Source organism: Variovorax sp. PEI5 (assembly GCF_056679935.1).
On the sequence record NZ_CM155257.1, the window covers coordinates 3,088,158 to 3,112,472 of the forward strand.

At 68.5% G+C, this 24,315-nt stretch carries 22 protein-coding genes; 10 read left to right on the forward strand and 12 right to left on the reverse strand.

The window, feature by feature from the left end; all coding sequences use genetic code 11:
• The first annotated feature begins 2 nt into the window (after nt 1–2).
• Both AC1MLT_RS14170 and AC1MLT_RS14175 read left to right on the forward strand, forming a co-directional pair.
• The gene (locus tag AC1MLT_RS14170; RefSeq protein ID WP_481032839.1) at nt 3–2,207 is read left to right on the forward strand and encodes a DUF7657 domain-containing protein; all 2,205 of its coding nucleotides are present in this window, start codon (nt 3–5) and stop codon (nt 2,205–2,207) included.
• A 5-nt stretch (nt 2,208–2,212) separates the two neighbouring features.
• On the forward strand, nt 2,213–3,199 hold the full coding sequence (locus AC1MLT_RS14175) for a glycosyltransferase (RefSeq protein WP_481035026.1): 987 nt from the start codon (nt 2,213–2,215) through the stop codon (nt 3,197–3,199).
• Nucleotides 3,200–3,241: 42 nt separating this feature from the next.
• Here AC1MLT_RS14175 and AC1MLT_RS14180 read toward each other — a convergent pair whose 3' ends face one another.
• From AC1MLT_RS14180 to AC1MLT_RS14200, 5 genes are all read right to left on the reverse strand, one after another.
• Entirely contained in the window at nt 3,242–4,210 is a 969-nt protein-coding gene (locus AC1MLT_RS14180; protein WP_481032840.1) for a glycosyltransferase family 2 protein, read from the reverse strand.
• Entirely contained in the window at nt 4,207–5,202 is a 996-nt protein-coding gene (locus AC1MLT_RS14185) for a glycosyltransferase family 2 protein (RefSeq protein WP_481032841.1), read from the reverse strand. The genes AC1MLT_RS14180 and AC1MLT_RS14185 overlap by 4 nt, the downstream gene beginning before the upstream one ends.
• Nucleotides 5,199–5,951: an ABC transporter ATP-binding protein gene (locus AC1MLT_RS14190; protein WP_481032842.1), complete on the reverse strand. Its 753-nt coding sequence runs from the start codon at nt 5,949–5,951 to the stop codon at nt 5,199–5,201. The genes AC1MLT_RS14185 and AC1MLT_RS14190 overlap by 4 nt, the downstream gene beginning before the upstream one ends.
• Before the next feature lie 5 nt (nt 5,952–5,956).
• Nucleotides 5,957–6,760, reverse strand: coding sequence for an ABC transporter permease (locus AC1MLT_RS14195; RefSeq protein WP_481032843.1), 804 nt, complete (start codon nt 6,758–6,760; stop codon nt 5,957–5,959).
• Nucleotides 6,761–6,862: 102 nt separating this feature from the next.
• Nucleotides 6,863–7,666, reverse strand: coding sequence for a glycosyltransferase (locus tag AC1MLT_RS14200; protein WP_481032844.1), 804 nt, complete (start codon nt 7,664–7,666; stop codon nt 6,863–6,865).
• A 54-nt stretch (nt 7,667–7,720) separates the two neighbouring features.
• Here AC1MLT_RS14200 and AC1MLT_RS14205 point away from each other — a divergent pair, with 54 nt between their 5' ends.
• From AC1MLT_RS14205 to argB, 3 genes are read left to right on the forward strand one after another with little or no spacing between them, the layout of a single operon-like run.
• The gene (locus tag AC1MLT_RS14205) at nt 7,721–8,815 is read left to right on the forward strand and encodes a glycosyltransferase family 4 protein (protein WP_481032845.1); all 1,095 of its coding nucleotides are present in this window, start codon (nt 7,721–7,723) and stop codon (nt 8,813–8,815) included.
• A gap of 57 nt (nt 8,816–8,872) precedes the next feature.
• The gene (locus tag AC1MLT_RS14210) at nt 8,873–10,204 is read left to right on the forward strand and encodes a flippase (protein WP_481032846.1); all 1,332 of its coding nucleotides are present in this window, start codon (nt 8,873–8,875) and stop codon (nt 10,202–10,204) included.
• Nucleotides 10,201–11,106 (forward strand): acetylglutamate kinase, encoded by a 906-nt coding sequence (gene argB, locus AC1MLT_RS14215; protein WP_481032847.1) that lies wholly within the window; start codon nt 10,201–10,203, stop codon nt 11,104–11,106. The genes AC1MLT_RS14210 and argB overlap by 4 nt, the downstream gene beginning before the upstream one ends.
• Before the next feature lie 12 nt (nt 11,107–11,118).
• Here argB and galE read toward each other — a convergent pair whose 3' ends face one another.
• A complete protein-coding gene (gene galE / locus AC1MLT_RS14220; RefSeq protein ID WP_481032848.1) occupies nt 11,119–12,135 on the reverse strand; it encodes a UDP-glucose 4-epimerase GalE in 1,017 nt (338 codons plus the stop codon).
• A gap of 143 nt (nt 12,136–12,278) precedes the next feature.
• On the opposite strand from galE, the gene slmA reads away from it, so the two are divergent.
• Nucleotides 12,279–12,920 (forward strand): nucleoid occlusion factor SlmA, encoded by a 642-nt coding sequence (gene slmA, locus AC1MLT_RS14225; protein ID WP_481032849.1) that lies wholly within the window; start codon nt 12,279–12,281, stop codon nt 12,918–12,920.
• A 31-nt stretch (nt 12,921–12,951) separates the two neighbouring features.
• Here the strand turns inward: slmA and AC1MLT_RS14230 are convergent, their stop codons facing one another.
• From AC1MLT_RS14230 to AC1MLT_RS14255, 6 genes are all read right to left on the reverse strand, one after another.
• Nucleotides 12,952–14,058 (reverse strand): malate/lactate/ureidoglycolate dehydrogenase, encoded by a 1,107-nt coding sequence (locus tag AC1MLT_RS14230; protein ID WP_481032850.1) that lies wholly within the window; start codon nt 14,056–14,058, stop codon nt 12,952–12,954.
• A 198-nt stretch (nt 14,059–14,256) separates the two neighbouring features.
• Entirely contained in the window at nt 14,257–15,786 is a 1,530-nt protein-coding gene (locus tag AC1MLT_RS14235) for a UxaA family hydrolase (RefSeq protein ID WP_481032851.1), read from the reverse strand.
• Between the two features lie 14 nt (nt 15,787–15,800).
• Nucleotides 15,801–17,195 (reverse strand): TRAP transporter large permease, encoded by a 1,395-nt coding sequence (locus tag AC1MLT_RS14240; RefSeq protein WP_481032852.1) that lies wholly within the window; start codon nt 17,193–17,195, stop codon nt 15,801–15,803.
• Between the two features lie 14 nt (nt 17,196–17,209).
• Nucleotides 17,210–17,764 carry a TRAP transporter small permease gene (locus tag AC1MLT_RS14245; protein WP_481032853.1) on the reverse strand — a complete coding sequence of 185 codons (555 nt, stop codon included), beginning with the start codon at nt 17,762–17,764 and terminating at the stop codon, nt 17,210–17,212.
• A gap of 88 nt (nt 17,765–17,852) precedes the next feature.
• The gene (locus AC1MLT_RS14250) at nt 17,853–18,824 is read right to left on the reverse strand and encodes a sialic acid TRAP transporter substrate-binding protein SiaP (protein ID WP_481035028.1); all 972 of its coding nucleotides are present in this window, start codon (nt 18,822–18,824) and stop codon (nt 17,853–17,855) included.
• Between the two features lie 191 nt (nt 18,825–19,015).
• The gene (locus tag AC1MLT_RS14255; RefSeq protein WP_481032854.1) at nt 19,016–19,726 is read right to left on the reverse strand and encodes a FadR/GntR family transcriptional regulator; all 711 of its coding nucleotides are present in this window, start codon (nt 19,724–19,726) and stop codon (nt 19,016–19,018) included.
• 286 nt (nt 19,727–20,012) lie between these two features.
• Between AC1MLT_RS14255 and AC1MLT_RS14260 the strand changes: the two genes are divergently transcribed.
• From AC1MLT_RS14260 to AC1MLT_RS14275, 4 genes are all read left to right on the forward strand, one after another.
• On the forward strand, nt 20,013–20,747 hold the full coding sequence (locus AC1MLT_RS14260) for an SDR family oxidoreductase (RefSeq protein ID WP_481032855.1): 735 nt from the start codon (nt 20,013–20,015) through the stop codon (nt 20,745–20,747).
• Nucleotides 20,748–20,792: 45 nt separating this feature from the next.
• Entirely contained in the window at nt 20,793–21,641 is an 849-nt protein-coding gene (locus AC1MLT_RS14265; RefSeq protein WP_481032856.1) for a fumarylacetoacetate hydrolase family protein, read from the forward strand.
• 124 nt (nt 21,642–21,765) lie between these two features.
• Complete coding sequence (locus AC1MLT_RS14270; protein WP_481032857.1) at nt 21,766–22,434, forward strand: TetR/AcrR family transcriptional regulator; 669 nt, start codon at nt 21,766–21,768, stop codon at nt 22,432–22,434.
• Nucleotides 22,435–22,515: 81 nt separating this feature from the next.
• Nucleotides 22,516–24,312, forward strand: coding sequence for an acyl-CoA dehydrogenase C-terminal domain-containing protein (locus tag AC1MLT_RS14275; protein ID WP_481032858.1), 1,797 nt, complete (start codon nt 22,516–22,518; stop codon nt 24,310–24,312).
• Nucleotides 24,313–24,315 lie beyond the last annotated feature (3 nt).

Consider the following 24,315-nt stretch of genomic DNA (forward strand, 5'->3'; position numbering starts at 1 on the left):
CAATGCGAAAGTTGGTTAGAAAAAAGATAACAGTTTCAGCCATCTTTCTTTTTTTGGGTCTTTTCTATGTATCTCAATATTGGTCTCCATCGTCGTATGCGTTGGTACTACGTCAACTGGGAGTGTCAGATGTCGGTTTGATGTGGGGTAAACCGCGCCCCATCCGCTCCGATGAATGGGCGGTCGTCACACCGCTGACGCAGGCGGCGGTCCGCAACGATTTCCAGCGCATCAACCAGTCCTCCTATTACAAGGAGGACCTGCGCATCAATTACGGCTTGCCACTGCGCGACTGGGGGCTGATCTTCAAGCCGACGATGTGGGGTTATTTCATCGTCGACGCGGCGCATGCCTACTCTCTGCACTGGTTCGCGATCTTCGCGCTCTTCCTGGTCGGTCACCTGCTGCTGTTCCAGCGTCTGGGCCTGGGACGCATCGAAGCCGCGCTGCTCTCGGGCGCGATCTATTTCACCCCTTACACGCAGTTTTGGTGGAACGAGAAGGGCCCCATCTTCGCGATCTTTCCCTGGGTCATCCTGGCGTTGCTGGCGCGCCTGCCCTGGGGAGCGCGCCTCGTCCTCTTCTACTGGCTGGCCGTGTCCTGGCTGGTGACCAACTTCTATCCGCCGGTGTTCATCTCGCTGGCGTTCGTTGGCGGGGCGATCGTGCTGGCCTTCGAGCGTGACTGGCTGCGGCCGGGACGCGCCATCGCCCTGCTGGCGACGACCGCCTGCGCCGGTGGCACGGCGGCGTTCTACCTGAAGGACTATCTGCTGCGAACGGCCGCCACGGTCTATCCGGGGCATCGCAACAGCCAGGGTGGTGCCGTTCCGGCCTTCGAGTGGTGGGGCCAGTGGTTCCCGTTCAACGGCTTCGACTGGCGGTATGAAAGCGTCATGGGCCAGAACATCTGCGAGGTCGGCGTGGTCGGCGCCGCGTTCGCGCTGATGTACCTGTGCTTCATGGATCATCGCCGGGCCTGGGGCGTACTGGCCACGCCGGGGTCGCAGCGCACGCGGCTGCTGATCCTGTGCGGCGCGCTGGCCCTGATGTATGCCTGGATGCTGCTGCCGATCCCCGCGTGGGCGGGCCGGGTCTTGCTCTGGAACCACGTGCAGCCCGAACGCATGGAATACGCCGCCGGCCTGCTGATGCTCCTCGTCACGGTGCTGCTGGGCCGGAGCGCCGGACTGGTCGTGACGGCGCCGCGCATGGCGCTCTACCTGGCGCTGGTGATCCTGGGTTGGATCGCGTTCAAGGGGCTCGATCACGGCGCGCTGGTGGAACCCCGGATCATGGCCAAGCGCAGCAACGACCTGATCGTGCTGCCGGTCCTGCTGGCGTGCCTGATCGTGGGGCGCAGGATGCGCCTGGCATCTTCCACGGTGCTGCTGGGCGCTTCCACGCTGGCCGGCGCGATCCTGCTGTTCGCCTTCAATCCGATCCAGTCCGCCCGGCCGATCTTCGAGCGCCACGACACCCCGGTGGTCCGTGCCATCGAGGCCGAGCGCGCCGCCGATGGCTCGCTCGCCATGCCGGGCTTTCCGGGCGCGGTGCTCAACGGGCTGGGCTATGCCTCGGTGTCGCACGTCACGGCGGTACCGGCGCTCGACCTCTGGCGCAGCCGCTACCCGGACCTGCCCGAGGCGGAGTTCATGAGCATCTTCAACCGCTATTCGCACATCCGCCTGAACGATGGCGAACGGCCGGTGTCGCCCTATCCGGACGTGGTCGACGTGCCATTGCACGATTTCTGGCCGAATCGCGTCGAGATTCCGGTGGCGCGGACCGAACCGGTGGTGACCTGGCTGGAGCCCGGGCGGCATGCCTCCGGCAGCCTAGAACTCGCGCGGGCGGGCGCGTGGGACGCCCTGCAGGTGCTGATCGGCACCGGCCAGGGCAGTGCCGATGGCATCCTCCACCTGCGGGTGTGCGATGCGATGTCCCCGGTCTGCGCGAGCGGGCGGCGCGATCTGCGGGAGGCGCTGGACAACGATTACTTTCCAGTGCCGCTCGACCGGCCGATGACGCTGCCGGCCGGCCCGTCCCGCCTGACCTTCGAACTGTGGACCGAGAACGCCCGTGTCCCCGTGGCGCTCATCACCCAGCATGTACCGGGCGGTTCGACGTCCGCGTTCCAACTCGACGGTGTGCCGCATCGCGCGGCCGTGCGCTTTCGCATCGATTTCAAGCAGGAGGCCTCATGAGGACGATGAACCCGACCGCGCAACCGCCACGCACGCCACTCACCTACCGCGGCCAGCACGTCGCGTTGATCATCCCCTGCTACAACGAGGAGCAGGCCATCGGGCTGGTGATCGAGCAGTTCCGGGCGGCCATGCCGGCGCTGGACATCCATGTCTTCGACAACGCATCGTCCGACCGCACCGGCGACATCGCGCGCGCGCTGGGCGCGCGGGTCTCGCAGGTCGCCCTGAGCGGCAAGGGCAACGTGGTGCGGCGCATGTTCGCGGACGTCGACGCCGATGTCTACGTCATGGTCGACGGCGATGCCACCTACGATGCCGCGAGCGTGCGCCTGCTGGTCGACAAGCTGCTGGACGCGCGGCTGGACATGGTCGTGGGCTGCCGCCAGACCCAGCATGGCGAGGTCGCGGGCGAGGCCTACCGGCGCGGCCACCAATGGGGCAACCGCCTGCTGACGGGCAGCGTCGTGAACATCTTCGGCGGACATTTCACGGACATGCTCTCGGGCTATCGCGCCTTCTCGCGCCGCTATGTGAAGTCCTTCCCGGCGATCTCCCAGGGCTTCGAGACCGAGACCGAACTGACCGTGCACGCGCTGGAGCTGCGCATGCCCTATGGCGAGGTCATGACGCCCTACCGCGCGCGGCCCGAAGGCTCCGTCAGCAAGCTGTCCACCTACCGGGATGGCTGGCGCATCCTCAGGATGATCGGCAGCCTCTATCTCGCCGAGCGGCCCCTGGCCTTCTTCGGCCGGCTCGCGGCATTGATGGTGGTCGTCGCGCTGGTCCTGGCCCTGCCGGTGCTGATCGAGTACGTGCACAGCGGCCAGGTGCCGCGACTGCCGACCGCCATCCTGTCGGCGACCCTGATGCTCGCGGCCATGCTCTCGCTGGAGAGCGGGTTGATCCTGGACAACGTCACGCGGGGGCGCCAGGAGACGCGGCGTTTCGCCTACCTGGGCGTCGGATCGAAACCCGTCGAGGAGCACTGACGCGGCATCGGCCCGGGCCGGCATCGGCCGGTCGGGGCCGTCTTACCGGGGCAGGGGGCCGTCGATGCCCCGGATGCCATGCCACAGCCCGCGCAGCATCAGGCGCAGGTACTGCCAGCGCGGCGCGACGAACAGGGCGGTGCCGACGAACTTCAGCACCAGGCGCGGCAGGTCCTGCGCGATCCACACGGCGGGTGTCTCCGCCCGGCCATAGAGCAGCACGCGGTTGCGCATGATGTAGTAGAGCCGCACCGGCTTGTGGATCATCACGCCACCGGGCTTGAGCCAGGCGGCGCGCAGCGTATCGCCGATGCTGTGGCGCATCCGGGCATCGCAGACGCCGAACAGGCCGAAGCCGCGATGCTTCGCCCGGAAGCACCACTCCATGTCGACGTTGTCGATGAACAGGCGCTCGTCCATGCCGCCGATCAGGGCCAGCGCGTCCAGGGGCAGGAGGCTGCCCGACGAGATCAGGAAGTCGCATGGCACGACCTGGCCCGGCCCGCCGAACAGCTTGCGGTTGAGCGGGAAGCCGTTCTCGATGAAGGGCGCGACATGGCCGTTGCGGCGGTCGCTGAACTGCGGCCCCACCGCGCCCACCTTCCGGGTCCGCGCCAGGGTCTCGCAGGCATCCCGCAGCGTCGCGACCATGTCCGCATCGAGCAGGCTGTCCTGGTCGAGCAGCAGCAGGTAGGCGAAGCCGGCCGCGCGTGCGTGCTCGGCGGCGCGGTTCATGGCCGCGCCCAGGCCCACGTTGATCGGCGAGCGCACCACCATGCCGCCACGCTCGCGCTCGACCTCGTCGAGCAGGGTGCCCAGCGCGGCGGCACCACTCCCGCCGGTGGCGTTGTCGAACACCACGATGCGACCGACCTGGCCCTCGACGCTGTCGAGGACCTGGCGCAGCACGTCGAGCTGCGGCTGGTAGGTGATGACGACCGCGCAGACATCGCTGCAGCGCCGTGCCGTGCCGGTCGCCGGCGCCGGATCGCCCAGTGCGGAGGCGGTCATTTGCGCAGCAGCAGCAGGTCGCTCATGGCCGAGCGGGGGCCGTTCGAGAAGCGCGAATAGCGCCCGGTCGCGTACTCGCGCAGGATGGCCGCGAGCCGCGCGTGGATGTGTCGCGGCGGCGTCGCGCGAAAGCGCGCATGCGTGAGCCGGTCGCGCAGCAGCTGCATCGCCGGCGCGTCCAGCTCCAGCTGCCCGGCCTCGGCGAGCTCGAGCAGCGTCTGCGTGCGCAGCAGGGTGCGCGTCATGAACTCGAAGCGCGACATGCCGCCGCCCGTCAGGCGCTCGACGAAGCCGCGCCGGCGGGCGCCGATCTGGTTGTTGCCGTGCTGGCGGTAGTCGATGGTCGCCACCTCGAGGCAGTCGACCCGGCCCATCGAGGTGGCGATCATGGCCAGCCACTCGTCATGGATCCAGCCTTCGGGCACGATGAACTCGCCCGCGAACACCGAGCGACGCACGGCCATGGTGGCGCCGGTCACGATGTTGCGCCGCAGGAGCACCTCGAACATGTCGCCGGCGTGGACGGCGTCGAGTTCCTCGCGCGTCACCTCGAAGGCCTCGAACAGGCCGCAGTCCATGCTGGCGCCCTGGTCGTCCACCAGGCGGGCATCGCTGTGGAGCATCAGCAGGTCGGGCCGGCGTTCGAATTCGGCGGCGAAACGCTCGACCTTGGTCGGATGCCAGAGATCGTCCTGGTCGCACAGGAAGACGATTTCGCCGGCGGTGGCGCGCAGGGCCCGCTCGAAATTGACGATGTAGCCGACGTTGGCGGCATTGCGGTGCATGACCAGCCGGATGCCGGCGGCCCGGATGCGCGGGGCGAAGCTCTCCAGCAGGGCCCAGGTGCCATCGGGAGAGTCGTCGTCGAAGACGACCAGCTCCTGCGGCAGCCGCGTCTGCGCGAGGATGCTGTCGAGCTGCACGGCGAGGTAGTGCTCGCCCCGGAAGGTGCACAGCGCGACCGAGACGACGACGGGATCGGGCAGGTTCACTGCTTGAGGCCGGTGTATCCGGTGCCTTCCGCATTGGGCGTGAGTGCATAGGCGTCGACGATGCGGCCGTGCTCCATGTGGACGACGCGATTGCACTCCTTCTGGATCAGTTCCATGGAGTGCGAGGCCAGCACCAGGATGCCCGACTTCGCCACCACGTCGCGCATGCGCCGCTCGGCCTTCTCGGTGAACTCCGCATCGCCGACCGACAGCCATTCGTCCATCAGCAGGATGTCGGCCTCGACGCTGGTCGAGATGGAGAAGGCCAGGCGCATCAGCATGCCGGTGGAGTAGGTGCGCACCGGCATGTTGACATATTCGCCCAGGCCGCTGAACTCGCAGATCTCGTCGGTCAGGGCATCGACCTGCTTCTTGCTCATGCCCATGACCAGGCCGCGCAGCATGATGTTCTCGACGCCGGTGGCATCGGCCTCGATGCCCAGCGAGGGGTCGATCAGGCTGGCCACGCTGCCGCGGCGCTCGAAATCGCCCGACGAGGGTTCGTAGACGCCGGCGAGCGTGCGCAGCAGGGTGGATTTGCCGGCGCCGTTGTGGCCGATCAGACCGAGGCGGTCGCCGCTCCTGAGTTCGAGGTCGATGTCGCTCAGGGCCTGGACCACGCGCACGCCGGTCTCCTTGCCCAGGCGGCCGCCGGTGACGGAGGCCGCGAGCGTCTTCTTCAGGGACGCGGAGCCGGCGCCATAGATGGGAAAGCTCACCGATGCTTTCTTCAGGGAAATGGAAGGCATTTTCTTCAGAGCCAATAGACGACGCGACGGCGATATTTGGCGAACAGCAGGGCGGAGCCGGTCACGCAGACCACGGTCCAGCCCAGGATGCCGATCCAGCTGTGCGAGGAGGCCTCGCCGCCCATCAGGGGCGTGCGCAGGAGGTCGAGCATCTGCGCCAGCGGGTTGTAGAGGATGTAGCGCGCGCGGCCGGGCAGGCTCTCGGGCATCCAGAACACCGGGGTCAGGAACATCAGCATCTGCATGACGCTGGTGACGATCTGAGCGACATCGCGAAAGCGCGTGCAGATCAGGCCGAGCGCGATGCCCAGGGCGTGCGCGTTGATCAGCAGCAGCAGGATCGCGGGAACCACGAGCAGGGCCGACCACGACAGCGAGATGCCGGCCCAGAGCGCCACCGGCACGTAGATGACGATGTGGTGCAGGAACTGGATGAGGTTGCGCGACATGCTGCGCCACACGAACAGACTGATCGGGAAATAGCCCTGCTTGAGGTAGTTGGCGGAATACACGAAGGCATTGCAGGCATCCGTCACCAAATTGGAGAAGAAATTCCAGAAGATGATGCCCAGGGCCAGGTGGGGGAAGAACTTCGACAGCTCGGCACCGAAGAGCGAGCTGTACAGCGGTCCCATGCCGCCGATCATGGCGCCCATGCTCAGCGTCAGCCAGAGCGGGCCGAGCATCGAGCGCCGATAGCGCAGCACGATGTCGAACCAGGCCAGCGTCCACCAGATGTCGGTGCGCCGCGTGCCTTCCCACCAGTCGGCCCAGGCGGTGCGGTGCAGGTTGGAATGGGCCTGGCTCATGCGGCGCGGCTCGTCGGTGGAAAGGGCATGGAAAAGTCGCTCATGGAAGATTTCGGGGGGTTGGAGTGTGGCGAGGGAGTATGTGGTTTCGGTGCCGAATTGTTATTGCGCCAGCCGCCGATAACGCCAGAACGCACCCGACATCCAGACCTTCAGCAGGCTGGTCACATGCCAGGCGAGGTGGTCGCGGCTCGAATGACTGGCGCGCTGCGCTTCGTGCCGGACCCGCAGGTCCTCGGCGACCTGCAGGTGCCAGCCGGCCAGACGCAGGCGCGCGCAGATGTCGAAATCCTCGCCATACATGAAGAAGCGTTCGTCGAAGCCGTCGATCCGGCGATAGGCGGCACTGCGGAACAGCATGAAAAGGCCGGGAATCCAGGCCGGGACGGCCGGCGGCACATAGGCCGGTCGCTTGCGCGCCAGGATTTCGACCGGCGAGATTATGGCCCGGTGCGGTTCCGGCGCCGTCTTGCCGGGTTCCATGATGCGTGGCGTCAGCAGGCCGCCGTCCGGGCCGGCCCGGTCGACCAGGGCCGCGAGCACGTCGCCGTCGAGCCGGATGTCGGGATTCAGGACCAGGAACCAGGGCGTCGCGCAGCGCCCGAAGGCGGCATTGTGATTGGCGCCGAAGCCCCGGGGCGCCGGGTTGTCGATCCGCTCGATCGGGAAGCGCAGTCGCAGTCCGGCGATGACGTCATCCGGCTCGGGGATGTTGATCGTCAGCACGACCTTGTCGATGGAACGCCAGCTCCAGTGGTCGAGCTGATCGAGCAGCGGACGGATCAGCGCCAGCTGGCCATGGCTCACGATCGACACCGTGATGCCCCGTGTCGCCGCGGCCGTGGCATCGCCGGGCGCCAGCGGTGATGGGACGGGGTCTGGAGCGGGGAAGGCGGTAATGGACATGGTCTAATTTCGCCGGGAATTCTAGGTTCCCGCTCCTCTTCTGCTTTTCCCTCCATGATTGCCCTGATCGTCATCAGCTTCGTCGTGTCCGCCTTCGCCGTGCTGGTGTTCATGAGACGGGCGCGCCGTCACGCGCGCCGATACGCGGCCGACATGCCGCAGCGCTTCCACAAGGGTCACGTGCCGCGGCTCGGCGGCGCCGGCATCTTCATCGGCACCGGGGCGGCCTGGCTGGCGGCGGGATTGTTCGGCGACCCGTTCAACGTCGGCTGGCGCGTGTCGGCCTCGTCGCTGGTCCTGCTGTGCATGGCGCCGGCCGTCATCGGCGGCATCGCCGAGGACGTGACGCAACGCGTCCAGGTGCGCTGGCGGCTGGCGCTCACGCTGGGCTCGGCATTGCTGCTGTGCGGACTGCTGGACCTGGCCGTGAACCGGACGGGACTGGGCGTCGTCGACGCCGGGATGCGCGCCGTGCCGTTCGCGGGCGTGCTGTTCGCGGTGCTGGCCATCGGCGGCCTGCCGCACGCCTTCAACATCATCGACGGCTACAACGGCCTGGCCGGCACCGTGGCTGTGCTGGTGTGCCTGGCGATCTCGCACGTGGCGCTGCAGGTGGGCGACCGGCAACTGGCGGCGATGGTGATCTGCCTGGTCGGCGCGACGATGGGCTTCCTGATGTGGAACTACCCGAGCGGCAAGATCTTCGCCGGCGATGGGGGTGCCTATGTGTGGGGCATGGTGATCGCGGTGGCCTGCGTGGCGCTGGTGCAGCGGCACTCGGCCGTCTCGCCCTGGTTCCCGATGCTGCTGCTGATCTATCCGGTGTGGGAGACGCTGTTCTCGATCTACCGCAAGCTGGCGCGCGGCCAGTCGCCCGGCACGGCCGACGCGCTGCATTTCCATCAGCTGATCTTCCGGCGCATCGTGCGCGTCGCCTTCACCGACGACGAGGCCCGTCAATTGCTCTCTCGCAACAACCGCACGTCGCCCTACCTGTGGATGTTCGCCGCGCTGTCGGTGGTGCCGGCGGTGCTCTTCTGGCGCAACACGCTCGCGCTCATGCTGTGCTGCCTGCTGTTCGTCACGACCTACGTGCTGGCCTATCTGATGATCGTGCGCTTCAAGGTGCCGCGCTGGCTGCGCCCCTGAGTCGCAGACGTCTTCCTTCACCGCCGCGTGCCCGTCCTCCCGCCCCCAACCCGACCGATGTCCCTGCGCCGCAACATCTTCTGGAATCTCGCCGGTGCCGGGTTGCCGCTGCTGGCGGGCGCGGCGTTCATTCCCTATCTGGTGCGCGAGGCCGGGGTCGAGGTCTTCGGTATCCTGACGCTGGTCTGGGCGCTGATTGGCTATTTCAGCCTGTTCGACTTCGGACTCGGGCGCGCGCTCACGCAGCAGGTCGCGCAGCGCCTCGGCGCCGGGCGTCCCGGCGAGGTCGCGGCGCTGGTCAAGGGTGGCCTGGGGCTGACGCTGGCCACCGGCCTGGCCGGCGGCGCGCTGCTGGGCGCCTTCGCGCAGCCGCTCGCCACCCATGGGCTGAGCGTGTCCCCGGCGCTGCAGCACGACGTCCTGCTGGCCCTGCTGATCGCGGCGATCAGCGTGCCGGTGACGACGGTCACGGTCGGCCTGCGCGGCGTGCTGGAGGCCTACGAGGATTTCCGCGACGTCAATCTCCTGCGCATCCTGCTGGGGCTGGCCAACTTCGGGCTGCCGGCGCTCAGCGTCCTGTGGTTCGGTCCCTCCCTGGTGCCGATGGTGGCCGGCCTGATGGTGGCCCGGCTGGTGTTCTGCCTGGCCCACTGGATGCTGGTGCGCCGGCGCCTGCCCGGTGGCTTCGGCGCGGCCACGCTCGAAGGCGTCCAGCTGCGCCGCCTGCTGACCTTCGGCGCCTGGATGACGGTGTCCAACATCGTCAGTCCCCTGATGGTGACGGGCGACCGCTTCGTCATCTCGGCCATGCTGGGCGCGGTCCTGGTGGCCTACTACACGGTGCCCTCGGAGGTCATGGCGCGCGTGCTCATCCTGCCCGCCGCGCTCACGGGCGCCTTGTTCCCGCGGCTGGCCTCGCTCATGACCGCCGCCGACCTGGGCGCCGCGCGACGCATCTATCTGCAGTGCATCGCCGTGGTCGTCGCGGCCCTGATGCCGGCCTGCCTGGTGCTGGGACTGGGCGCGCACTGGGGGCTGTCGCACTGGCTGGGCGCGGATTTCGCGGAGCGCTCGGCGCCGGTGGTGAGCGTGCTGGCGCTGGGGCTGCTGCTCAACGGCATCGCCTTCGTGCCGTTCGCGGCGGTGCAGGCGGCCGGCCTCGCGCGCGTCACGGCCCAACTGCACGTGGCCGAGGCGCTGTTCTACTTCCCGTTGCTCTGGTTCGGCCTGCACGAGTTCGGCCTGATCGGCGCCGCCATGGCCTGGACGATCCGGGTGGGCATCGATCTCGTGCTGCTGCTGATCGTCGCCCATCGACAGGTCTTCAGGCACTCTGCGTCATCGTCCGTGCGGCACAATTTGCCATCCTTCGAACCGGAGTCTCCATGACTGTCAACGCGAGCGATCCCGTGCTCAACATCCCCCCCCGCGACAAGGCCGAGATCCTGGCCCAGGCACTGCCCTACATCCGCAAGTTCCACGGCAAGACCATCGTCATCAAGTACGGCGGCAACGCCATGACCGATCCGGCGCTGCAGGCCGATTTCGCCGAGGACGTGGTGCTGCTCAAGCTGGTGGGCATGAACCCGGTGGTGGTACACGGCGGCGGTCCGCAGATCGAGGCGGCGCTCAACCGGCTGGGCAAGAAGGGCAGCTTCATCCAGGGCATGCGCGTGACCGACGCCGAGACGATGGAGGTCGTCGAGTGGGTGCTCGCCGGCGAGGTGCAGCAGGACATCGTCGGTCTCATCAACCAGGCCGGTGGCAAGGCCGTCGGCCTGACCGGGCGCGATGGCGGCCTGATCCGCGCGCAGAAGCTCAAGCTGGCCGACCGCGCCGATCCGAGCCTGCTGCACGACGTCGGCCAGGTCGGCGACATCGTCTCGATCGATCCCAGCGTGGTCAAGGCGCTGCAGGACGATGCCTTCATTCCGGTCATCAGCCCGATCGGCTTCGGCGAGGAGAACGAGAGCTACAACATCAACGCCGACGTGGTGGCCGGCAAGCTCGCCACCGTGCTCAAGGCGGAGAAGCTCATGCTCCTGACCAACACGCCCGGCGTGCTGGACAAGGCGGGCACCCTGCTGACCAACCTGAGCGCGCGCGAGATCGACGAGCTGTTCGCCGACGGCACCATCTCGGGCGGCATGCTGCCCAAGATCGAAGGCGCGCTCGATGCCGCCAAGAGCGGCGTGAACGCGGTCCACATCATCGACGGCCGCGTGCCGCACGCGATGCTGCTGGAGATCCTGACCGATCAGGCCTACGGGACCATGATCCGCGCTAGATAGGGTGGTGCGGGTCTACTCGTAGCCGCGCGGATTGCCTTGCTGCCAGCGCCAGCTGTCGGCGCACATCTGGTCGAGACCGCGGCGGGCGCGCCAGCCGAGCGTGGCTTCGGCCAGGGCCGGGTCGCCCCAGTAGGCCGGGACGTCGCCGGCGCGGCGCGGGCCGATGTCGTAGGCGATGCGCCGGCCGCTAGCGCGCTCGAAGGCCTTGACCACGTCGAGCACCGAGGCGCCGGTGCCAGTGCCCAGGTTCAGGGTCACCAGGCCGGGTGCCTTCTCCGTGTGGCGCAAGGCCGCGACGTGGCCTTCGGCCAGGTCCATGACGTGCACGTAGTCGCGCACGCCGGTGCCGTCGGGCGTCGGGTAGTCGCCGCCGTGGACCGCCAGCTTCTCGCGCAGTCCCACCGCGACCTGGCTCACGAAGGGCATCAGGTTGTTGGGCTTGCCGTTCGGGTGCTCGCCGATCAGGCCGCTCTCGTGCGCGCCGACCGGATTGAAATAGCGCAGCAGCGCGATGCGCCAGTCGGGCTGCGCGATCTGCAGGTCGCGCAGCGACTCCTCCACCATGTACTTGGACCGGCCATACGGACTCGCCGGCCGGCAGGGCGCGTCCTCGCGGATCGGCGAACTGTCGGGCTCGCCATAGACCGTGGCGGACGACGAGAAGATCAGTGTCCTCACGCCCGCGGCCTGCATCGCCTCGGCCAGCACCCAGCTGCCGTGCACGTTGTTCTGGTAGTAGGCCATCGGCTCGGCCACCGAGTCGCCGACCGCCTTCAGGCCGGCGAAATGGATCACGCCAGCGATCTCGTGCTGCGCGAACACCCGGTCGAGCAGTCCGCGGTCGCGCACGTCGCCTTCGATGAAATCGGGTGCGGATCCGGTGATGCGTGTCAGGCGATCGAGCACCCGCAGGTCGCTGTTGCCCAGGTTGTCCAGAATGAGGGGCGTGTAACCGGCCTCGGCCAGCGCCACGCAGGTGTGGCTGCCGATGAAGCCTGCTCCGCCCGTCACCAGAATGCGATTGCCCATGTTTTTTCCCTGTTGGGTTCGTGAAGTGAGTATCTATTCTCACGCAGAGGCCTTTTCCGCCTGGCTTCGGCATGGCGAAGAAGCATGACGTGCGAGAATTAATTTTTTACATTTATGTACACGCAATGACAATTGAAGAGAACATGGCTGTCCTTGCCGCGGGCACCACCGTATCGTCAGGCGCCGTTGCGCTGCTGACGCGAAGGCGGCCCAAGCCTGGCGAACGCCGCGTGCAGATCATGCAGACCCTGGCGGCGATGCTGGAGCGTCCGGGGGGCGAGCGCGTCACCACCGCCGCGCTGGCGTCCGAGCTGGATGTCAGCGAAGCCGCGCTCTACCGGCATTTCGCCAGCAAGGCGCAGATGCTCGAGGGCCTGATCGAATTCATCGAACAGAGCGTCTTCGTCGAGGTCGACCAGATCCTGGGGCACGAGCTGCCATCGCGCGAGCGGGCGGCACGCATCATCACCACGCTGATGCAGTTCGCCGAGAAGAACGCGGGCATGGCGCGCGTGATGGTCGGCGATGCCCTGGTCTACGAGAACGAGCGGCTGCAGAACCGCATGAACCAGTTCTTCGACCGCATCGAATCGACGCTGTGCAAGGTCCTGCGCGACGACGCGGCCGTGGCCACGGATGCGGCGCTGCCGGGTGCGCTCGATGCGCAGGTGCGCGCCGGCGTGCTGACCGCCTTCGTCGCCGGGCGCCTGCAGCGCTTCACGCGCTCCGGCTTCAAGCGTCTGCCGACCGAGCATCTCAAGCTCGCCCTCGATCACCTGATCTGACCCGGGCCGCGCGCGGCGGCGACGGCGTTCGTCAGGCGCCGACGTCGACGCCCACTTTCGCGCCGGCGGCGACGATCTCGGCCCAGGTGGCGTCGTCGAGCGCGATGCCGGCCGACTCGCGGGCCCGGCGCGCGGCGCGCTCCGGCTCGCCGGCGATCCGCACGGCCTCGTGGCCCTCGCCCGGCGGACTGCGGCGCAGCCAGTCGACGAAGGCGCTGGCCTCCTGCTCGAAGGCCGCCTGCGTGCCCAGCCGGGCCGGATCGATCAGCACCGTCAGCATGCCGTTGTAGACCGAGCGCGCGGCATCGGCCGGACGGTGCCAGGTGCCGCCGCCGGTGAGCGCGCCGCCGAGCAGTTCGCAGGCCACGGCCATGCCATAGCCCTTGTGCTCCCCGAAGGTCATGAGCGCGCCGAACAGGCCGCCACCCGCCAGCGTCTCGGCCGTGCCGTCGCCGTCGGGGACCGGCGCGCGCTGCGGCACCACCACCACGCCGGGGTCGTCGGTCGGACGGCCGCGTTCGTCGATCAGGTAGCCCGGCGGCACGCGTTCCCCCTTGTTGTAGGCCACGCGCATCTTGCCCTGCGCCACGCGGCTGGTCGCGAAGTCCAGCACGAAGGGCTCGGCACCCGCCAGGGGCACGCCGATGCAGCACGGGTTGGTGCCGAAACGCCCGTCGCCGCCACCCCATGGCGCCACCACCGGGCGCGAGAGCACGTTGACGAAATGCATCGACACCAGCCCCTGCGCCGTCGCCATCTCGGCGAAATGGCCGATGCGGCCCAGGTGGTGGGCCTGCGCCAGCGTGAAGATGCAGCTGCCGTGTCGCCGGGCCCGCTCGATGGCCAGTTCCATCGCCTGCACGCCGACGATCTGGCCATAGCCGCGCCGGCCGTCGAGCGCCAGCAGGGTGCCGATGTCCAGCGTCACCGCCACCGACGCGCCGGGCACCAGTCCGCCCTCGGCCACCGCGTCGACATAGCGCGGCAGCATGCCGACCCCGTGCGAGTCGTGCCCGCTCAGATTGGCCAGCACCAGGTTGTCCGCGACCTGCGTCGCCTCGGCGGCCGAACTGCCCGCCGCCTCCAGGATGGCCGCGCACTGCGCCTGCAACACCCCGGCCTGAAAAATTCGTGACATCAAGACCTCCGTCGATACAGACCCATCAAACAATCCACTGCCTCGGTGGACTCACCCCCCCATCGCACGCCCCAGGGCCCGCGCAGCGAGGCCCGTTCGCGAACACCGCGGAACCGGCTCCGCCGGAGCCGCCAGTGTTGCCCCCGGTAGGGAGTTGGCGAAGCGACACGAAGTGCGCGAAGACTGGGGGCGAGCCAGTCACATCGTGGCCCCGATCTGCCAGGGCACGAACTCGCTCTGCCCATACCCGTGCCGTTCGCTCTTGGACGGCTCGCCCGAGGCGGTCGCCAGCACCAGCCTGAAGATGCGCTCGCCCATCTCCTGGATCGACGCCGTGCCGTCGACGATCTCGCCGCAGTTGATGTCCATGTCCTCCTCCTGCCGGCGCCACAGCGCGGAGTTGGTGGCCAGCTTGAGCGAGGGCGAGGGCGCGCAGCCATAGGCCGATCCGCGTCCGGTGGTGAAGCAGATCAGGTTGGCGCCGCCGGCGACCTGGCCGGTGGCGCTGACCGGGTCGTAGCCCGGCGTGTCCATGAAGACGAAGCCGTGCGTGGTGACCGGCTCGGCGTATTCGTACACCGCCTCCAGGTTGCCGGTGCCACCCTTGGCGACCGCGCCGAGCGACTTCTCCAGGATGGTCGTCAGGCCGCCGGCCTTGTTGCCCGGCGAGGGGTTGTTGTTCATCTCGCCCTGGTTGATGGCGGTGTAGTGCTCCCACCACTTGATGCGCTCGACCAGCTTCTCGCCGACCTCGCGCCGCACCGCGCGCTGCGTCAGCAGGTGCTCGGCGCCATAGACCTCCGGCGTCTCGCTGAGGATCGCCGTGCCGCCGTGCGCCACCAGCAGGTCGACCGCGACGCCCAGCGCCGGGTTGGCGCTGATGCCCGAATAGCCGTCCGAACCGCCGCATTGCAGGCCGATGGTCAGATGCGCCGCGCTGCACGGCTCGCGCGTCACGGCATTGGCGCGCGGCAGCATCGACTCGATCAGTGCCACGCCCTTGTCGACCGTCTTGCGCGTGCCGCCGGTGTCCTGGATGTTGAAGGTGCGGAAGTTCTCGCCCTCGGCCAGGTTGCCGGTCGCCAGCCAGGCGTTGATCTGGTTGGCCTCGCAGCCCAGGCCCACCACCAGCACGGCGGCGAAGTTGGCATGCGTCGCATAGCCCGTGAGGGTGCGCTCCAGCACCCGCATGCCCAGGCCGTCGGCGTCCATGCCGCAGCCGGTGCCGTGCGTGAGCGCGACCACGCCGTCGATGTTCGGGTAGGGCGCCAGCGCGGCCGGGTTGGTGTGGCGCGAGAAGTGATCGGCGATGGCGCGCGCCGCCGTCGCCGAGCAGTTCACGCTGGTCAGCACGCCGATGTAGTTGCGCGTCGCCACGCGGCCGTCGGCGCGGCGGATGCCCATGAATGTCGCCTCGCGCTTCGGCGGCGCGGGCTTGACGTCGCTGCCGAAGGCGTAGTCGCGTTCGAAGTCGCCCTTGTCCGGACCCATGTCGAGGTTGTGCGTGTGCACGTGCTCGCCCGGGGCGATGGGCTGGCTGGCGAAGCCGATGATCTGGTTGTAGCGGCGCACCGCCTCGCCCGGCGCGATGGCGCGCATGGCGACCTTGTGGCCCGGCGGGATCAGGCCGCGACTGGTCAGGTGCTCGATCGGCGTGCCGCCCACGAGCTGCGCGCGCGCGATCACGACATCGTCGGCGGGATGAAGGCGGATGAAGGGAGTGGTCATCGGAGGTCTCTCGTTCAATGCATGAACCGGGGCAGCCACAGCACGGTGGCCGGCCAGTAGGTGATCAGCACCAGGCTCAGCAGCAGCGGTATGAGCCACGGCAGGATCGCCATGGTGGTGCGCTCCAGGCTCAGGTTGGCGATGCGCGCGAGCACGAACAGCACCATGCCCATGGGCGGATGCAGCACGCCGATCATGAGGTTGAGCACCATCAGGACGCCGAAGTGGACCGGATCGACACCCAGCTGGGTGGCGATCGGCAGCAGGATCGGCACCAGGATGGTGATGGCCGCCGTGGTCTCCAGGAAGCAGCCGACGAACAGCATCAGCAGGTTCGCCAGCAGCAGGAACACCCAGGGCTCCTTGGTGAAGTCCAGCACCCAGGCGGCGATGTCCGCCGTGACGCCGGTGGCCGTCAGCATCCAGCCGAAGATCGAGGCGGCGGCGACGATGAACAGCACCGTGGCGGTCGACTCCACCGTCTCCAGGCAGACCTTGACGAACATCTTCCACTTGAGCGTGCGATACCAGAAGAAGCCCAGCACGATGGCCCACACGCAGGCCGCGATGGCGCCCTCGGTGGCGGTGAAGAGGCCGGTGGCCATGCCCCCGATCAGCAGCACCGGCGTCATGATGGGCAGCACGGCCTCGAAGTCGAACACCTTGTCGGCCACGAACAGGACGACCAGCGCCACCGCCACGGCCGGCTGCGCCGGCATGCCCAGCCGGCTGATGGCGAACCACAGCGCGGTCGGCCAGGCGCACACCACCAGCAGCTCGACCAGCGCCTTCATCAGGCGCGGCCACTGGAACTTGACGTCCGAGCCCCAGCCGTTCCTGTGGGCGTAGTAGGCGACCGTCAGCATCATCAGCAGCGTCATGATGACGCCGGGCACGATGCCCGCGAGGAACAGCGAGCCGACCGACACGTTGGCCATCATCCCGTAGATCACGAAGGGCAGGCTCGGCGGAATGATCGGCCCCAGGGTGGCCGACGCCGCCGTCACGCCGACGGCGAACTCGGTCGAATAGCCGTGCTCCTTCATGGCCTTGATCTCGATCGTGCCCAGGCCCGCGGCATCGGCGATGGCCGTGCCGCTCATGCCGGAGAAGATCACCGAGCCCAGGATGTTGACGTGGCCCAGGCCGCCCTTGAGCCAGCCCACCAGGGCGAGGGCGAAGTTGTAGATGCGGTTGGTGATGCCGGCGTTGTTCATCAGGTTGCCCGCCAGGATGAAGAACGGCACCGCCAGCAGCGGGAAGCTGTCGACCCCGCTGACCATGCGGTGGATGACGACGAAGCCCGGCAGGTTGCCCGACCACCAGATGTAGACCAGCGAGGCGCCGGCCATCGCCACGGCGACCGGCAGGCCGGCGCTCATGAACAGGAGGAATGCGATCTTGAGCATGGTGCGCGTTCGCCTCAGCGGTCCTGCATGGTGGATTCGGGCCGTTCGAGCGCGCAGTAGCCGCGCCGCCAGTGCACCACGCTGACCTGCACCGAACGCGCGAGCATCGCCACGAAGCCGAACAGGCACACGGCGTAGACCACGTTCATCGGCAGGTCGACGATCGTCATGCTGGAGTTGTTGCCGATGCGGATCATCATCTGCACCGTCATCACCACCGCCGCGGCGAAGAAGCCGGTGCGCAGCACGTCCACCGCCACGCCCAGCACGCGGCCGACCGAGGCCGGCATGTGGCGGTAGAAGAAGTCGACCTGGATGTGGTTGTTCTTGGCCACGCCGATGGCCGCGCCCACGAACACCACGCCCACCAGCAGGTAGCGCGCGATCTCCTCGGTCCAGGCGGCCGAGTCGTTCATCACGTAGCGCGTCACGAACTGGTAGAGCACCGTCGCGCCCAGCAGCCAGAAGATGCCCAGCGCGATCCAGGCCTCGAAGGTGGTCCCCGACAGGTCGACCGCTTCGTCGACCGCGTGGAATTCGCCGTCGTCGCCGACGAGTTTGTCGCTCATGAATATGTCTCCGTTCTTCTTGTTCGAGAGCACCGCGCAGCCGGCCCGGCCGGGCCGCCGGTGTGCCCCCCGGCCGGGGGGCGGGTCCTCACTTGATGGCGGTGATGCGGTCGTAGTCCTGCTGGCGGTAGCCGTGGTCGGTCGGCTTGGTGTTCTTCAGCACGGCGTCGCGGAAGGCGTTCTTGTCGACCGTGATGATGTTGTTGCCGCGCTTCCTGAACTCCTCCACCAGCCGCGTCTCGGAGGCGATGATCTCGCGGCCGGTCTTCTCGGCGGCCTCCTGCATCACGTCGCCGAACATCTTCTTCTCGTCGGCCGACAGGCGACCCCAGAGCTGGCCCGACACCACCGTGAGCAGCGAGTCGACGATGTGGCCGGTCAGCGAGATGTTCTTCTGCACCTCGAAGAACTTCTTCGCCTCGATGGTCGGCAGCGGGTTCTCCTGGGCGTCGACCGTGCCGCTCTGCAGCGCCAGGTAGACCTCGGCGAAGGCGATGGGCGTGGCGTTGGCGCCCAGCGCCTTGGGGAACGCCAGGTAGGCCGGCGCGTCGGGCACGCGGATCTTCAGGCCCTTCATGTCCTCGGGCTTGGCCACCGGGCGCGCCGCGCTCGAGGTCACGTGGCGCGCGCCGTAGTAGCTCAGGGCCGTGATGTGGTTGCCGGTCTTGTCGTCGTAGCCCTTGGCCAGCTCGCGGAACACATCGCTCCTGGCGTACTTCAGCTGGTGCTCGGCGTCGCGGAAGATGAAGGGGAAGTAGGAGATCGACAGTGGCGTGTAGCTGCGCCCGGCGAAGCTCGCGCCGGTCAGCACGATGTCGACCGTGCCCAGCGTCAGGCCCTGGTTGATGTCGGCCTCCTTGCCCAGGCTGGAGGCCGGGAACACCTGGATGTCGTACTTGCCGTTGCTGCGCTTCTTGATCTCCTCGGCGGCCCAGACCGAATACTTGTGGAATGGCTCGGAGGTCTCGTAGACGTGCGCCCACTTGAGCTTGGCCTGGGCCCGCGCGGTGCCGGGCATGCCCAGGGTGGCCAGGGCCGCGGCCACCAGGGTCGCGCCCATCAGGCCGCGCAGCAGCAGGCGGCGTTCCGCCGGTGGCCGGATGGCCGCGTCGCCTCGGCGTGTCGTCGTGAAGTCGTTCATCGTCTTGTCTCCGTTTCTTGGGCTGTGGAATGAAGGGAACGTCGGAATGGGGCGGCGGGCGGGGGCGGCGTGCGGATGCGGTCGCGACGGGGCTCCGGCGGCGGAGGGCCTCAGGCCGCGCGGCGCGCGCGCCGCCAGCTGGCGCTGAATCGCTGATGGGCCTTGTCCATGTGCGCGTGCATGGCGGCGCGCGCGGCGTCGACGTCGTGCGCGGCCACCGCCTCCAGCACCACGCCATGCTCGGCGATGGCCGCGCGCCACGACGGCAGGGTCTCGAAGTGGCCGCCCAGGCGCGTGAAGATCGGCCCCCGGCGCGAGTCCCAGAAGCCCTGCACGGTCTCCGTCAGCACGACGTTGCCGCAGGCGCCGGCGACCGCGACGTGGAAGGCGCGGTCGCCATCGAGCGGCATCACGTGGCGCTCCGACAGCTCCCGCATCTGCGCGATGGCGCGCGCCATGGCGTCGATGTCCTTGCGCCGGGCGCCGCTGGCGGCCAGCGCGGCGGTCTCGCCCTCGACCACGCGGCGCGCACGGATCAGTTCCAGCGGCCCCCACTCGGTCGCGGCCACGCGCTCGGCGCTGCGCTGGCTGCGATCCTGGACATAGACGCCCGATCCGGTGCGGACCTCGACCCAGCCCTCGACCTCCAGCGCGATCAGCGCCTCGCGCACCGATGGCCGGCTCACGCCGAGCTGGCGCGCCAGGTCGCGCTCGGCAGGCAGGCGCGCGCCGGTCTCGAATTCGCCCTGGCCGATCAGCATGCGCAGCTGGTCGGCGATCTGGCGGTACAGACGTTGCGGTTCGATGGATTGCAGGGGCACGGCGGGGCGGGAGGACTGATCGGGACGATGCTGGACAGGGCGGTCTCGGCGAACTCGCCGGACCCCTTAAGGGTTGTCCTGAATTGGACAAGTGGTCAGGCCAATCCAGAATAAGTTCGCTGTCGTGGCGTCGCATCGGGCGAAACCCTTGAGCGCGATGGCCGCGTCGCCGTCGCGGTCCGCGCCCGTCGCGCCCGTCGCGGTCGCCGCGCCCGCGTGCCGCGCGCGGCGCCCGCCTTCCTTCCTTCCTTCCACTCCGCCTCCTCCAGATCAAGGACTCCTCACCATGCGACTCCAGGGAAAAACCGCTCTCGTCACCGCCGCCGGCCAGGGCATCGGACGCGCCACCGCGCTCGCCATGGCGGCCGAGGGCGCCCAGGTCTGGGCGACCGATGTCAATGCCGCACTGCTCGAGAGCTATGCCGGCACGCCCGGCATCCGGACCGCGGTGCTCGACGTGCTCGACCGCGCCGCCATCGATGCCCTGGTGGCATCCATGCCCCGGGTCGACGTGCTGTTCAACTGCGCCGGCGTGGTGCATGGCGGCACCGCGCTGGAGGCCACCGACGACGACCTCGACTTCGCCTTCCACCTCAACGTGCGGGCGCAGTTCTGGACCATCCGCGCGGTGCTGCCGCGCATGCTGGAGGCCGGTGGCGGCAGCATCGTCAACATGGCCAGCGTGTGCTCCAGCATCAAGGGCCTGCCCAACCGCTGCGTCTATGGCACCACCAAGGCGGCGGTGCTCGGCCTGACCAAGAGCGTCGCGGCCGACTACGTGGGCCGCAACGTGCGCTGCAATGCCGTGTGTCCCGGCACGGTCGACACGCCCTCGCTCGCCGGCCGCATCAATGCCAGCGCCGATCCGGTGGAGGCCCGCAAGGCCTTCATCGCGCGCCAGCCGCTCGGCCGCCTGGCGCAGGCGCACGAGATCGCGCCGCTGGTGGTGTTCCTCGCCAGCGAGGACGCGGCCTTCGTCACCGGCCAGGCCTATTCGGTGGATGGCGGCATCACGATCTGATCCGCTAGGCTCGCGGGCTTCTTCCACTGAACCCAAGGAACCCTGATGAAACTCGTGCGTTACGGCAGACCCGGCAAGGAGAAGCCCGGCCTCGTCGACGAGACCGGCCAGTTGCGCGACCTGAGCGCCGTCGTGGCCGACATCGGCCCCGACCAGCTCGGCGACGCCGCCCTGGCCAGGCTGCGCCGGCTCAAGGTCGACAAGCTGCCGCCGGTGCGCGGCAAGCCGCGCCTGGGCAGCCCGGTCGCCGGCGTCGGCAAGTTCATCGCCATCGGCCTGAACTACGCCGATCACGCCGCCGAGTCGAACCTGCCGATCCCGACCGAGCCGATCGTGTTCATGAAGGCCACCACCTGCATCCAGGGTCCGAACGATCCCGTGATGCTGCCCAAGGGCTCGGTCAAGAGCGACTGGGAGGTCGAACTGGGCGTCGTCATCGGCACCCGGGCGCGCTACGTGTCGCAGAAGGACGCCCTGAACTTCGTCGCCGGCTACTGCACCGTCAACGACGTGAGCGAGCGCGAGTACCAGATCGAGCGCGGCGGCACCTGGGACAAGGGCAAGGGCTGCGACACCTTCGGCCCGCTCGGACCCTGGCTGGTCACGCGCGACGAGGTCCCCAACCCGCAGCGCCTGTCGATGTGGCTCGACCTCAACGGCCAGCGCATGCAGACCGGCAGCACCCGCACCATGATCTTCGGCGTCGCCAAGCTCGTGAGCTACGTGAGCCAGTTCATGACGCTGATGCCGGGCGACGTCATCACCACCGGCACGCCCCCGGGCGTCGGCCTGGGCATGAAGCCGCCGCTCTACCTGAAGAAGGGCGACGTCATGACCCTGGGCATCGAGGGCCTGGGCGAGCAGCGTCAGGACGTGGTGCCCTTCAAGCTCTGAGCCCGGCCCTGCGCGACGCGGGGCGACGGGAATCTCCGCTTGCGGGGGATGCATCGGTTCCGGCAAAATAGAACGACCGTTCTTTTTGTCGACGACCGATCCATCCCCCGCCCGGAGGCCCGCCATGCCCGTCGCTGCCCACGCTTCTCCCCACGCCTCCAGCCCTTCCTCCACCGCCGTCGCGCGGGCGCCGCAGAAGGGCCGCCAGACCAAGTCCGCCATCGTCGACGCCGCCCTGGCGCTGGCGGCGCAGATCGGCCTCGAGGGCCTGTCGATCGGCGCCATCGCCGAAGTGATGCAGATGAGCAAGTCGGGCGTCTTCGCGCATTTCGGCTCGCGCGAGGAGCTCCAGCTGTCGGTGGTGCGCGAATACCACCAGCGCTTCGAGCAGGAGGTCTTCTATCCCGCCCTCCAGGCGCCGCGCGGACTGCCGCGCCTGCGCGCGATGTTCGCCAACTGGATGCGGCGCACTTCCACCGAGATCGACTCGGGCTGCATCTACATCAGTGGCGCGGTCGAGTTCGACGACCGTCCCGGCCCCGTGCGCGACGCCCTGGCCGATTCCGTGAACATCTGGCTGGCCGCCATGACCCGTGCCGTGGTGCTGGCGCGCGAGGCCGGCCACCTGCGCGCCGATGCCGACGAGCAGCAGGTCGCCTTCGAGATCCACGCCCTGATCCTGGCGCTCCACTACGAGGCGCGGTTCCTGCGCTCGCCGGGCTCGCTGGCGCGCGCCGAGGCGGGCTTCGACAACATCCTGGCGCGCCACGCCGTGTCGCCGGCCGCCGCCTGAGGCCACGGCCTCTGCCGTGCGCCTGCCTCTGCGCTTTCCATTCTTCCGCCTTCCCCCCAGACCCTTCCACGGAGCTCACCGATGCCTCTCTACACGCCACCCCTGCGCGACATGCAGTTCGTCCTGCACGAAGTCCTCGACGTCGCCAGCGAGTTCCGCGCCATGCCCGACCATGCCGAGACCGACGCCGACACGATCAACGCCGTGCTGGAGGAGGCCGGCCGGTTCGCCGCCGAGGTGGCCTTCCCGCTCAATGCCGTCGGCGACGCCGAGGGTTGCGTGCTCGACCGTGCGACGCACGAGGTGAAGACCCCCCAGGGTTTCAAGGAGGCCTACGCGCAATATGTCGAGGGTGGCTGGGCGGCGCTGTCGTGCGATCCGCGGTATGGCGGGCAGGGCCTGCCGCTGGTGCTCAACCAGTGCCTCTACGAGATGCTCAACAGCGCCAACCAGGCCTGGACCATGTATCCGGGCCTCTCGCACGGGGCCTATGCCGCGCTGGCCGCGCATGGCACCGAAGCGCAGAAGAAGACCTACCTGCCCAAGCTGGTGAGCGGCGAATGGACCGGCACCATGTGCCTGACCGAGCCCCAGTGCGGCACCGACCTGGGCCTGCTGCGCACCCGCGCCGAACCGCAGCCCGACGGCAGCTACCGCCTCACGGGCAACAAGATCTTCATCTCCGCCGGCGAGCACGACATGGCGGCCAACATCATCCACCTGGTGCTGGCCCGCCTGCCGGACGCGCCGCGCGGCAGCAAGGGCATCAGCCTGTTCGCCGTGCCCAAGTACCACGTCGCCGACGACGGCACGCTCGGCGCGCGCAACCCGATCCATTGCGGCGGGCTGGAGCACAAGATGGGCATCCATGGCAACGCCACGGCGCAGATCGTCATGGAAGGCGCCACCGGCACGCTGGTGGGCGAGCCCCACAAGGGCCTGCAGGCGATGTTCGTGATGATGAACGCGGCCCGCCTGGGCGTGGGCAACCAGTCGCTCGGCCTGACCGAGGTGGCCTACCAGAACGCCCTGGCCTATGCCCGCGACCGGCTGCAGATGCGCTCGCTCTCGGGCGTCAAGGCCAAGGACAAGGAAGCCGATCCGATCATCGTCCACCCCGACGTGCGCCGCATGCTGCTGACCGCCAAGGCCTATGCCGAAGGCGGCCGCGCGCTGCAGATCTTCTGCACGCTGCTGCTGGACAAGGAGCACCACCACCCCGACGAGCGCGTGCGCAAGGAGAGCGGCGAACTCGTCGCCCTGCTGACGCCGATCGTCAAGGCCTTCATCACCGACAACGGCCACGTCGCCACCAATGCCTGCCTGCAGGTCTTCGGCGGCCATGGCTACATCCGCGAGTGGGGCATGGAGCAGTTCGCGCGCGACAACCGCATCAACATGATCTACGAGGGCACCAACGCCATCCAGTCGCTCGACCTGCTGGGCCGCAAGATCCTCGGCAACAACGGCGCGACGCTGAAGAAGTTCGGCAAGCTGGTGGCCCGCCTGGTGGAGGAGGAGGGCGTGAACGAGCAGATGGCCGAGTTCATCAATCCCATCGCGGCGCTGGGCGACCAGCTGGTGAAGTTCACCACCGAGATCGGCTTCAAGGGCTCGCAGAACGCCGACGAGGTCGGCGCCGCGGCGGTCGACTACCTGCGCGTGGCCGGCCACTTCGTCTTCGGCTACCTGTTCGCCCGCATGGCGCAGGTCGCGCTGCGCGAGATCGAGGCCGGCAGCACCGATGCGTTCTACGTCGCCAAGCTGCAGACCGCGCGCTTCTACTTCGCCCGCCTGTTCCCCGAGACCGCGACCCTGATGCGCACCGCGCGCGCCGGCAGCCGCTCGCTGATGGACACCGACGAGGCCCTGGCATGACAC